This is a genomic window from Pseudomonas sp. zfem004 (assembly GCF_032621715.1).
In the GTDB taxonomy this organism is placed as follows: Bacteria; Pseudomonadota; Gammaproteobacteria; order Pseudomonadales; family Pseudomonadaceae; genus Aquipseudomonas; species Aquipseudomonas sichuanensis.
On sequence record NZ_JAVYJF010000017.1, the window covers coordinates 18,862 to 31,189 of the forward strand.

At 62.3% G+C, this 12,328-nt stretch carries 9 protein-coding genes; 5 read left to right on the forward strand and 4 right to left on the reverse strand.

The features are described 5' to 3' along the window. Positions 1-116: 116 nt before the first annotated feature. The 4 genes from RTH46_RS18400 to RTH46_RS18415 all read left to right on the forward strand — a co-directional run bounded on the left by RTH46_RS18400 (position 117) and on the right by RTH46_RS18415 (position 8,391). Positions 117-2,129 (forward strand): hypothetical protein, encoded by a 2,013-nt coding sequence (locus tag RTH46_RS18400; RefSeq protein WP_153788403.1) that lies wholly within the window; start codon positions 117-119, stop codon positions 2,127-2,129. Between the two features lie 176 nt (positions 2,130-2,305). Then, positions 2,306-3,268: a hypothetical protein gene (locus RTH46_RS18405; protein ID WP_316906296.1), complete on the forward strand. Its 963-nt coding sequence runs from the start codon at positions 2,306-2,308 to the stop codon at positions 3,266-3,268. 63 nt (positions 3,269-3,331) lie between these two features. After that, positions 3,332-5,932, forward strand: a complete 2,601-nt coding sequence (locus tag RTH46_RS18410) for a hypothetical protein (protein WP_316906297.1) — start codon at positions 3,332-3,334, stop codon at positions 5,930-5,932. Next, complete coding sequence (locus tag RTH46_RS18415; protein WP_316906298.1) at positions 5,929-8,391, forward strand: RHS repeat-associated core domain-containing protein; 2,463 nt, start codon at positions 5,929-5,931, stop codon at positions 8,389-8,391. Before RTH46_RS18410 ends, RTH46_RS18415 begins: the two co-directional genes overlap by 4 nt. Here the strand turns inward: RTH46_RS18415 and RTH46_RS18420 are convergent. After that, positions 8,379-9,263 (reverse strand): carbon-nitrogen hydrolase family protein, encoded by an 885-nt coding sequence (locus RTH46_RS18420; RefSeq protein ID WP_153788407.1) that lies wholly within the window; start codon positions 9,261-9,263, stop codon positions 8,379-8,381. The two genes, RTH46_RS18415 and RTH46_RS18420, sit on opposite strands and share 13 nt — an antisense overlap. After that, complete coding sequence (locus tag RTH46_RS18425) at positions 9,260-9,850, reverse strand: GNAT family acetyltransferase (protein ID WP_153788408.1); 591 nt, start codon at positions 9,848-9,850, stop codon at positions 9,260-9,262. Before RTH46_RS18425 ends, RTH46_RS18420 begins: the two co-directional genes overlap by 4 nt. 115 nt (positions 9,851-9,965) lie before the next feature. Between RTH46_RS18425 and RTH46_RS18430 the strand changes: the two genes are divergently transcribed. Next, on the forward strand, positions 9,966-10,364 hold the full coding sequence (locus RTH46_RS18430) for a nuclear transport factor 2 family protein (RefSeq protein WP_125465434.1): 399 nt from the start codon (positions 9,966-9,968) through the stop codon (positions 10,362-10,364). A 153-nt stretch (positions 10,365-10,517) separates the two neighbouring features. On the opposite strand, the gene RTH46_RS18435 is transcribed toward RTH46_RS18430, so the two are convergent. Beyond that, on the reverse strand, positions 10,518-11,096 hold the full coding sequence (locus RTH46_RS18435) for a DJ-1/PfpI family protein (RefSeq protein WP_279845856.1): 579 nt from the start codon (positions 11,094-11,096) through the stop codon (positions 10,518-10,520). A gap of 74 nt (positions 11,097-11,170) precedes the next feature. Further along, positions 11,171-12,328, reverse strand: coding sequence for a phospholipase D-like domain-containing protein (locus tag RTH46_RS18440; protein WP_153788410.1), 1,158 nt, complete (start codon positions 12,326-12,328; stop codon positions 11,171-11,173).

A 12,328-nucleotide genomic window follows, 5' to 3' on the forward strand; every position in this document is an offset into this window, starting at 1 on the left:
TCAGCATCCGCTACAGGGATACTGCCGGGATTACAACCTGTTATTGTTATCAGGTTTCAGCCGCCAGCTTCTTTAATAAAATCCTACCTGAACGCCCACAATCAGGTCAGGCCATCATGACAAGAATTCGCTCAATCACCGACTGGCTCAATCGCTTTGAAATCACTGTTTCATCCGCCAGCACCTCTGTTTACAACAATAGCCGGCAACAAGTGCAAGTCACCATTTTGGCGAGACCACAAGATGGAGAAACCATTAGCGAAACAGAATTTGCTTCATTGCGTATTGTCAGCCAGCAGGTCGTCGGCACTTACGTCCCACTTCCACAGAATCATGCCTCGGCGCCCTGGTTTTATAGCGACCAACACGACGAGCGATTCGACTATTTCCCCACCTTGACTCTCCCGGTGCCCCCCGAACCACCGACGCCTCCCGGAATGAACGAAAAGAATTTGATCCGTGAGGACAACATGTCCTATTGGCCGAATGACGACGAAACTCGCTACAAGCAGCTTTATATTCATAGTCGAGCGCCGGCTGGCAGCAAAGTGACCCTGCGAGTGGCCATCACCCGGGATGCCGATGGTGGCGGAAAGGGCGAGGACTATTACTCTGACGACGCCTATGAAAGTTCCATTGACCTCTATGCCCATCCGGCGCCCAATTACGCTTTCCCTCAAGACTATCAATGGACGCAGACCCGAAACGAAGGTGACACCGTCGGCGGTTCCCTCTTTATTCACGAGCACCGTTTGACGCCCATTGAAGTACCCTTTTCCTACGCGGCATTCGAGACGGGTGATACCAAAGGCATGATCCGCTGGCAGGATCATCAGCCAGATCAGACCTTCGCATCACACGTCGGCATCGCACTGCCTGGTGACAAGACGGTGCACTACGACACTGGTATCAGTCTGGGCGACCACTTCCCTGCGCGTCAGGTCAAAGAGGTCAAGACCGACAACACCGGCGCGGTCATCGTGCTACTGCAAGGTGACAACCAGATCCCCTACTACACCGCAGGCAGCGATCGCCAGGGCCCTTGCCGAATATCCGCCTATGATCGGCATGGTAACCGTCATCGCTTGTCCATCGCCTTTGACGATACACAGTCGGACCCGTTGGGCCGTCGCGTCAAGCTCACAGTGGTTAACACAAGCGCCCTGGACGAACAGACCACGCCTTCACGTGTCGCCAACATTGCGTTCTTTCAGGTGAAAGGCATCGGCTCGCCGAATAACAACACGGCCTGCAGACTTCACAATAGCGGCAGGCAAGCCACTTACATCGACATCGTGATACGCGCGCTCGATGACCAACAGCAGCCCGTAACCCTCACCCAAGACGAGTTGAGCAGGATCGTACTGGTAAGCTACGACACGGGGGCATTGCTGGGGAGCGAGTATTCGAACTACATGGATTATAACCGGCGTTTCCCAGATGACTTGTTCGATGTCCTGGATGCAGTGGTTTTGGCACCCACAACCTCCATGCAAAATGACCAGACCGTACGATTCTGGGTAAAAACCATCGCCACGACAAATTTGCAGGTTGCAGCTCGCCTGGTATTAGAGGGTGTCACGTACCACACTCATCAAAAAGACTTGCCTTTTGGAGGCAGCACGGTCTCCGGCAAGTCAAATAGCTCGGCAACCCTAAGCCCCGTCAGCAAGAGCTACAATCTCACCCCGTCCAGTTTCAGTTACGGCCGCACCGATCATTCCAACAACGACGGAAAGGACATAGATCTTTACAGGCTGTGGATAACAGATGGCCGGTTTAGATTGTCCTATTCCTCGGAAGGTGACCGATTGCACTACCAAAAATACGCTGATGAACAACAAAAAATCCAGCAACACTACGCGCTCGATCGAAAACGCACCGTCAGAGTGAGCCCACATCACACGGTCACCGCTGAAATAAATGCCATACCTGGGAATGCCTATGGATCACGACTGCTTACAACCGACGAATACAGTATTCCGTACACAGACGTCGGCTACCAGATAACTTACTACGATCAAAATGGTTATGGCTGGAAATTATGGGTTCACAACGAAACAGGCAGCTACGGAAATTCATTGCAATGGAGTGGTGCTAGATTCGTTGATCTAAAACAGGATCCATGATTTCCGCTGGCTGCAAGCAATCCTGTGGGAACGTTCGCTCCGGTATGCGTCCTTGCACGAGGGCGCTCAGGGGATATTGACCAGAATAGACAGGGGCCCAGGCAAGACATATATAACGCTCACCGCGCCCTTGGTCCCACTTTAATGAGCCCTCACCTCCCACAAAGGAAGGGCTCATGACCCACACACCAACCGCCAACCAATGGCTTCGTCGTTTCCGCCTCGATATCACCTCCAGCTCCAACCGCGTCTACGCCAATGGCCGCCAACAGGTGGAGATCACCGTCACCCTCGAGCCTCGGGACGGCGAGACCATCACCGAGCAGAACCTGGCCACCCTGGAACTGCTGCAGGTCGATGACGATGGCAACATCCGCGTCCTGGACAGCGAACTGCGCGCCCATGACGAACGCGACCCGCGCTTTGCCTACCACACGGCATCCGGTGTCGTGCCAAGCCCGCTCATGGAATCGTCCAGCCGTACCATTCGCCGCCGCTTCTACGTGACCTCGACCCTCCCGGGCGGCACCCTGAGCACTGTGTATGCCGGGATCTGGAAGGACGAGCAGAGCCATTTCGAAACCGACGTCGCTCCCTTCAAATCTTCAGTTGTCATCGAATCCATCGCACCACACCACCTACCCGACTCGGCCTTCCAGCTCGTGATGCAAGACAGGATCAGCTACAAGGAAAACAGCGGCAACTACTGGGATGACGAGATAGAGCACGACGTCGGCTACTTCGGTTTCAAGGATCCCAACAATCTCATCATCGAGAGCCTTGCGCGTGCGGTGCCCAGTGGCGAGACATTCTATGTAGCCAACCATTGGGACCATGCGTTGATTTCATTCGAACTCACCAACGACTACAGCCAGACCACCAGGCTTCGGGCCTATGCCGTGGGTGACGCGTTCGAGCTCGACGTCGGTGCGCCCCAAGGCCGACTGACCCAGCGCCCCCATCACATGACGTTGCACCGTTTCTACCGCAGGTTCTACAAGCGTCACTGGAATGGCCACGCCCAGGACCCGAGCCTGTGGACGATCATCGACCGCGACGGCAACGAGCACAGCGTCGAGTTCCTCGCCAGCAATGGCGGTAATGCCATCGACTTCCGAGTTCTCCCGAACCACGCCTGATGTGAATGCCCGTTGCCCTCTGGCTGCGCGACGGGTGCCCTCGGCTCAACTCAGGAGACTTGCATGTCCACCCTGCATACCCAAGCCAGCAACTTTCTGGACTGCTTCAAGACCGGCGTAGACAACCGTACAGGCCAGTTCACTTTGGCCATCGCGTTACCACTGCCCCCCGCCAACCAACTCTGCGGGCCTTCGCTTTCTCTGACCCTGAGCTTCGACATGCTGGCATCGACAGCCAATCGAGGCTATGGCCTGGGGTGGAACCTGGGCCTGTCCGAACTCGACTTGAATCAACAAGCACCGAGTCTGCGGCTGGTGTCGGGCGAACGTTTCGCCATTGACCTGGACGCATCGGCACTGTCGAACAATGGTCAATTGGCATTTTTCGACCTGAAACTGAATACCCTCCGCGTCACCACCCAGGCCGATGGCAGTTTTCGGGTGCAGCGCAAATCCGGGGAAAGCGAGATTCTCAGGCAGCAGGACAGCGACAGCAGTCGTTATCTGCTAAGCGAGTTGCACTCACCCGAGGGCCGTAGATTGTTCGTCGACTGGCTGCCCCACGCCGAAGGCGACTACGTGCTCCATCGCATCCGCGACGAACAGCGCACATTGCTCACACTTGATGAACGCCAGGGCGACCTGCACTTCACGCTCAACCCCCACACCGAACGCGCAGCGACCTTGCGTGCGCAACTGAGCAACGACTGGCTGACTCACCTTTACCTGCCGGGGATGGAACAACCGTTCACTATCGAGTACGAGCCCGTCGACCTGATCGGCGATACCCAATCTTTGCTTCCCAGCCACATCCGCAGCCCCCTGGGCGCCATGGACTTCATCCATTGGGCAATTGGCAGCGAGGGTCACCGTACGCCTGCCGGTTCACCATTGCCCTTCCTGCCACGCGTGGTCGCCTGGACCCACACCGCCGGTAGCCGTGACAACGAGCTCAACCGCAGCTACGAATGGATCGGCGACCACAACTTTCTGGGTTTCGGCAGCGACCAGGCCTTCGAATGGCACAGCGGGCGCGACAACCTGTACCAGGTGCAAAGCGACTATCACTACGAAGTCATCGAAACCCTGACCGACGGCCATGGCCGGACGCTCGGCATGCTCCACTTCACCTGGAACCGCTACCACCTGCTGGTCAGTGAACGGTCGCGCCTGGGGCACTGCGAGACACGCAAGGTCACCACCTATGGTGAAGACCCAAGCCTGGCCTGGGGCCAGCAACCGGCCTCGTGCCAGTTGCCCCATGAGGTCTCCATCACCTACGTAGACCATGCCCAGGGCGGCGCCAGCCGCAGCGAAGTCACTACCTACCGGTACGATGACTGGGGCAACATGCTGCTCGCTCGCCACCCGTCGGGTGTAGAGGAAATCAGCGAGTACTACCCAACGACAGGGGCCGAAGGCTGCCCCGCCGATGCCCTGGGCATGGTGCGGCTGCTCAGCAAGAAGACCGTGAAGCCTGCCCCGGCAGAGGGCCAGGCGCCGACGCTCGGCACCCTCTACACCTACCAGGCCCTGCCTTCGCTGATCGAGGGCGCACCGGCGCATATCGTAGTAGCGAGCGAACAAGGCCTGAGTGATACGGCGCAGCACGTGCTGGAGCACACCGAACAGTCCTATTGCAGGGTGCCAGGCCCACACTATGGGCGCCTGCAAAGCACCGCCACGACCTTGAATGGCAAGACCACCACCACCGAGTACCGCTACAGCATCGCGCAAGACGACCTGGTCACCCAGACCACCGTGATCGGCTTCGAGAACGATGCCGAGAACCGTTCGACCAGCAGTGATGGGCAATCCCTGCTGAGCGGGCTGATCACCTGGCAACGCAGCGAAACAGGTGCACTGGAGCGCTATGCCTACGATGCCCTCGGCCGCATCCTGCTCACGACCACTGCCAGCGCAAGCCCGTACCAAGTCCAGCAGCAGGTGCGCTACCACCTGGGCGACGACCTTGCCCGCCAGGCACGACCAGATGCAGCCCTCAATCCGGTGATGATCGAAAAGACCGAAGCCTCTGGCCGGCGTCGCCGCCAGTGGCTCGACGGCGATGGCCAAGCGGTGTGTGAGGAACTGGAGGACATCGACAAGGCGCCCGGCACCTTCAGAATCCTGGCCCGCATGCAGTACGACGCCCTGGGCCGACGTGTAGGCCAGACCACCTTCGACTGGTTCGACGAAGACCGCCCGGCGCTAAGCCTGACCAACACCCAAGTCTACGACGATTGGGGGCAGCCAGCATTGACCATCAGCCCCGAAGGGATCGAACACCATGTCCGCCATGATCCGGTCACCCAACGCACCGAACGGTGGCAGGCGGTCGCATCACTCAAAGGGCCCAAGCAAGTATTGCAGGTCAATGCTACGGGTAGCCCGATCCAGCAACAGGATTTCGACAGCGATGGCCACCTGGTGCGCACCCTGACGCTGGTGCGCGACGGCCTCGACCGCGTCATCGAGGAACGCCTCGGCGTGCAGGGCAAGCCCGACGACGTGACCCACAGTCGCTACGACCACTACTCGCGCCTGATCGAGCGAACGCTCGCCGACGGCACCCGCCTGGCCTGGACGTACGCGGCCCACAGCGATGACCAGCACATCCAGACCATCGCCATCACCCCAGCACACTCGCAGGCATCCACATGAGCAGCGATACCTTCATCCTCGGTCGTCAGACCTTCGACGGCCTTGGCCGCCAACGCTCGGTCGACGTCGCCGGGCGCACCACCCTCTACCATTACCGCCCCGGCCAGTTGCCGCCCACCGCCAATACCATGGCCGATGGTGTGCAGGTTGCGTTCGACTATGAACCTCAGTTGGGCAATGCGCTGCTGGCCAGCCACAGCGAAGACAGCCCACGCCAACACCTGGAATATCACGCCTCACTGGGGATGCCCGCCAGCGCCAGCGGCGGCGTGGGTAGCCACCACTGGCAGTTCGCCGCCTCAGGCCAGCCTTTGCGCGAGCGCTGGCACGTCGACGGCGAGGAGCATGTGACGCATTGGCGCCACTCGCTGGACGGCCTGCTGCTGGGCTTCACCGACAGTGGCGGCATCGAGCACCAGCGTCATCACGATGCCTTCGGCAGGCTCGCTGAATTGGTGGTCGGCAAGGTGCGCACCAGCATCAGCTATGACGCCTTCTCCCGCCCTGAAACAATCAGCACCCACGACCCTCAGGATGACCGCCATCTGGCCAGGCACCTGAGCTACGACAGCATGGGGCGCGAGCGGCACATCCGTTTCACGCTGACCGATGCCGGGCAGACCCGGACGTACACCCAGACCGTCGCCTATTCCGCTCTGGACCAGATGATCTCGCGGGTCTGGAGTGACGGTGCCAAGCAAGGCACAGAGACCTTCGCCTACGATGTACGGGGTCGCCTGCAGCGCTATACGGCCGACTTGCTGGCGGCGCCAGCGGACCCGTTCGGCAATCCGATCGTCGAGCAGGTTTTCACCTTCACTGCCCTTGACGGACATGACCGGGTCATCACCCACTTCGCCGATGGCAGCCATGATGAGGCGCACTACCGTTACGCCGAGCATGACCCGGCCCAGGTGGTTTCGATCACCCACAGCCACCCGAGTTGGCCAAGCCGGATCGACCTCACCTATGACGCCTGCGGCCGATTGATCGGCGACAGCCTCGGCCGTCGGCTGGGCTGGGATGCCGAAGGTCGACTCGCCCAGGTGGAGCTGCGCGGCAGCACCTGCGGCTATGGCTATGACAGCAACGGCCAGCTTTGCGACCGTGTGCTCGACGGCCAGCTCACCCGTGGTTTCTTCAGTGGCCCGCAACTGACCCATGAACAACAGCCCCGGCAGCGACTCGAGATGATCGGCGAGGGTAGCGCGTTGTTCGCACTGACCAGGCAGGCGGCTGGCGAACGCCAGGTCACCCTGCTCGGCTGCGACGGCCAGGGCAGCGTGCGCCTGGAAGCGGACAGCAACGTGCGCGAACGGCGTTACAGCAGCCATGGCGGCGAACACCACGACGACGCCATGGTGCCGTTCGGCTTCAGCGGCGAACGTCGCGACCCGCTGACAGGCTGGCTGATCCCCGGTGGCTACCGCCCCTACGATCCGCTGTTGATGCTGTTCCTCGCCCCCGACAGTGAAAGCCCGTTCGGACGCGCAGGCCTGAACGCCTACAGCTATTGCGGTGGCGACCCGGTCAACCGCATTGACCCGGATGGCCACAGCTGGGTCACCTGGACCCTGGCCGGCGTAGGCCTGGCCATCGGGGCGGCAGTGACGCTGGCGAGCCTGGGTACCGCCGCACCGGCCGTCGCCACTGTCCTCGCCGGGGGAATGGGTGCACTGAGCGCCAGCAACGCCCTGGCGATCACCACGGCGGCCTTCAACGCGGTCTCGCTCGGCACCGGGGCGGCCAGTGTCGCCCTGCAGGCCAGTGGTAGCGACGAGCGCGCCGCCAATGTCCTGGGCTGGGTTTCCTTGGGTACCGGCATCGCCAGCGTGGCGACCGGGCTGGCGCCGTCCGCCGCGAAGCTCGCAGCCAAGTTCTCGAATGCGACCGGCCGCGCGGCCAGCAAGCTGGCGCACTTCAAGAGCTACAGGGTTGGGCCCGGTAGCGGGCAACGCCCGGCCACGGTGTTGTTCGGCACCAGCAAGGATGGCAGCGACGTGGCCTTCATCCCTCATCTGTACGGCGAGGAAACCGCCGCCTTCATGACCCACGGGCACCCCCTGGGCATGCTCATGAATGCCCAGGGCCAGGCCGACGACGCCGTGAACATCGCCAGGAACCTGATCGCCCCGCGCCTGGCCGAAATGGGCTATCCGGCCGAGCGCAAGCTCGTGCTGCTGGCCTGTTGGGGTGGCAAGAGCGGCGCGGCGCAGAAAATTGCCAACGAGCTGCGCCGCCCCGTGGAAGCCTACAGCCAGAAAATCTTCCTGCAGGGTGCCGCCGCCCTGCAAATGCCTCGAACCTCGGAGCCCCTCTGGAAGGCGAGCATCAACAATCTGCCGGTTTACAAACCCTCATTGGCCACCCGCGCATGGAACCGGTTCAACGGACATTTCCCAGCCTTCAGCGACCAGCCGTACGCACTCGCCAAGAGCAAGCTCTACTACCCACAGTGAGCCGCTGACACCAGGAATTGTCCCGGCCAATCCCGTCTTGTGAGGACCTGCCCCTGCTGCCTCACTCGGCCCAGCTGCGCCAGATCGAGATCGCACAACAACCAAGCGCCACAGGCCGGATCCAGCTCGGCGCTGCAGGCCACGACGCCGTCGCTGGGTAACCCATGATCCGGCGGCACGAACAACCCGGCGCGGCCGACATTCACGTCCAGCGCCGGCGACCAGCTCGCCAGCCCCACGGTGGGGCTCTGCAACACGGCGATCTGGCTCTCCAGAGCCCGGGCCTGGGCGCCGATGCGCACGCGGTGATAACCAGCCTCGGTGTCGGTGCAGCTGGGCGCCAGGATCAGGTCGGCTCCGGCCTCGGCCAGGTGCCTGGCAAGCAAGGGGAATTCATTGTCGTAGCAGATCAGGATGCCCAGCCGCCCCAGCGCCGTATCGAACACCCGCAGCCCCTGACCGGGGGTGATGTCCCACTGCTCGTGCTCGAAACGCGTCATCATCAACTTGTCCTGATGGCCCAAGCGGCCTTCAGGGCCAAACAGCCATGCACGGTTGCGATAGTGACCATCGACATCCAGCACCGGCGCGCTGCCCGGCTGCAGGTAGACGCCGTAACGTCGGGCAATGCCTTCGCACAGCGCCAGCCAGGGTTCGATCAGCGGCTGGATGCCGGCTATCGAGCCCTTCAGGTCACTGCGCTGATCGGCGGGTAACTGGCCGCTGAGCACCAGCCCTGCGTACTCGGGCAACAACAGCAGCTGCGCGCCCTGTTCGGCTGCCTCGGCGCACAGCCGTTCAAGGTGTGCCGCGTAAGCCTCCCAGGTTTCGAACAGCTCGATGGCGTACTGGCAGGCAGCGAGGCGGATCATGCCGGCAGTGCCTTGAGCCAGAACGACATGATCTTGCTCGACTGCTCCTGCTCGTCGAGGTCGCGCCAGCTGTAGGTTGTGCGCAGCGAGGGTTCATGCAGAAAACCACGGTTGCGCCAGAAGCCATGCAAGGGTTTGTAGTCCGAAGGCCGGCGCGGATGCCCGGCCGGGCGCTCCACCGCGCAGAAGGCGCAATAGTCGAACTCGGCCAGCTTGTGGGCATAGGACTCGCGCTCGATGAAAAAGCGCACGCCCAGGCCCTGGCCGCGGTAGGCCGGCAGCAGCACCGACTCCCCGAAGTAGTAGACCGAGGCCGGGTCACGGCCCTGGGCCAGGAACGGCTGCTGAAACTCGGGCGTCTCGTCCACCAGCGGCAGGCCGGTTGAAGCGCCAACCACTTGGCCGCCGTCCAACGCCAGCACTACCAGGCTGCGCCCCGACTGGGCATAGGTGGCCAGGTAATCGGCTTCGTAGGCTTCAGTGCCTTCGTAGAGGTAGGGAAACTCGCGGAACACCGTCAGGCGCAGGCGAGCGAGGTCATCGATGTAAGGCGCGATGGCGGCGCCATGGAGCAGGCGAATTTCCATGGGGGGCGGTCGTTTTGTCGATGTGGATGACGCGCTCGGCTAAGCCGGGCCTGAGGGGAAACCCTATCATCGGGCCCAGGCCATTCCCTTTCCCCTGCGCGACAGGTATTTCTCCATGACCGCTACCGAACTCGTCACCGCCTACTACAACGCCTTCAACGCCGGCGACATGCCAGCCTTCCTCGCCCTGCTCAGCGAGGACGTGATCCATGACATCAACCAGGGCGAGCGGCAGATGGGCAAGGCCAGGTTTGCCGCGTTCATGGACAAGATGAACCGCTGCTACCGCGAGCGGTTGGCCGATCTGGTGGTGATGCAGAACGCCGAAGGCAACCGCGCGGCGGCGGAGTTCACCGTGCATGGCGAGTACCTGGCCGACGATGAAGGGCTGCCGCCGGCCAATGGTCAGAAGTATGTGCTGGCGGCGGGAGCGTTCTTCTACATTCACTGCGGCAAGATTGCCCGGGTGAGCAACTACTACAACCTCAATGACTGGGTCGAGCAGGTGGGTTGAAAGATCAGCAGGCCGCGTACCCTGTGGGAGCGGGTTTACCCGCGAAGCAAGCGACGCGGTACATGGCACCGGCTTCGCCGGTGTTCGCGGCTAAAGCCGCTCCCACAGGCCCCTGCTAAATCAACCAGTCATGTGCAGCTCTGTGGCAGAAGGTCAGGCGATCCGCGTCCCCAGCACCTTGAGAAACGCCGCCAGCCAAGCTGGATGCGCAGGCCACGCCGGCGCGGTCACCAGGTTGCCATCCACATGCGCCTGGTCCACCGCGATGTCGATGAACCGCCCCCCGGCCAGCCTCACTTCCGGCGCGCAGGCCGGGTAGGCGCTGCATTCGCGGCCTTCCAGCACCCCGGCTGCCGCCAGCAACTGCGCGCCATGGCACACCGCGGCAATCGGCTTGCCCGCCTGGTCGAACGCCCTCACCAGCTCCAGCACTTTCTCATTCAAGCGCAGGTACTCCGGCGCTCGCCCGCCAGGGATCAGCAGCGCGTCATAGCTTTCGGCCCGCACCTGGACGAAGTCGTAGTTCAGGGCGAAGTTGTGCCCGGGCTTCTCGCTGTAGGTCTGCTCGCCCTCGAAGTCGTGGATCGCCGTACGCACGGTCTGCCCCGCGATCTTCTCCGGGCATACCGCATGGACGGTATGGCCCACCATGGCCAGGGCCTGGAACGGCACCATCACCTCGTAGTCTTCGACGTAGTCACCGACCAGCATGAGAATTTTCTTCGCCGTCATCGCATCCACTCCTTCCGTTGCATGGGAACAATCCCAGCACGATAGTCCGCTTTGCCGGCCAGCGATATAAGCCGCTAGTCGCGTCGGTTAAGCAGGTTGGCTACTAGCCGGTCCAGCCAGCCCCACAACCGCTGCTGCACCCGCCGCCACAACGGCCGGGCATGCCAGCGGGCCAGGTCGACCTCCAGGCTCTGGGCGAAATCGCGCTCGAAGCTTTCGGCCACGGCGGCGGTCAGCGGCGGGTCGAGTGCTTCGACGTTGGCTTCGAGGTTGAAGCGCAGGTTCCAGTGGTCGAAGTTGCACGAACCGACACTGACCCAGTCGTCCACCAGCACCATCTTCAGGTGCAGGAAGCACGGCTGGTATTCGAAGATCCGCACCCCGGCGCGCAGCAACCGGGGGTAATAGCGGTGGCCAGCGTAGCGCACCGCCGGGTGGTCGGTGCGCGGGCCGGTGAGCAGCAGGCGCACATCGACCCCCTTCTGCGCGGCGCGGCGCAACGAGCGGCGCACGCTGAAGGTGGGCAAGAAGTACGGGGTGGCCAACCAGATACGCTGCTGGCCGCTGTTCAATGCGCGTACCAGCGCATGCAGGATGTCCTTGTGCTGGCGGGCATCGGCATAGGCCACCCGGCCCATGCCCTGCCCCTGCGCCGGCACCTGCGGCAAGCGCGGCAGGCCAAAACCTTCGGGGGGGCGCCAAGCAGTACGCCGTTGGTTGGCGGTCCATTGACGGTCGAACAGCAGTTGCCAGTCGCCGACCAACGGCCCCTGGATACCCACCATCACTTCGTGCCATTCGCTGGTGGCTTCGCCGGGCTGCCAGAACTCGTCGGTGACACCGGTGCCGCCGACCACCGCCCAGCGCTCGTCCACCAGCAGCAGCTTGCGGTGATCGCGGTACAGGTTGCGCAAGCCACGGCGCCAGCGCAGGCGGTTGTACCAGCGCAGGTAGACGCCGGCCGCCAGCAACCTTTGGCGCAGGGCCGCTGGCAAAGCCAGAGAGCCATAGTCATCGAACAGGCAACGCACCCGCACGCCACGTCGGGCAGCCTGCTCGAGGGCGTCCACTACCGCCTCGGCACAAGCGCCGCCTTCAACCAGGTAAAGCTCCAGGTCAACCTGGAACTCGGCGCGCACGATGGCCAGCAGCATGCGCGGAAAGAATTCGGGGCCGTCGATCAACAGTTCGAACTGGTTGCCATCCCGCCAGGGGAAGACCGGCCCCGGCAT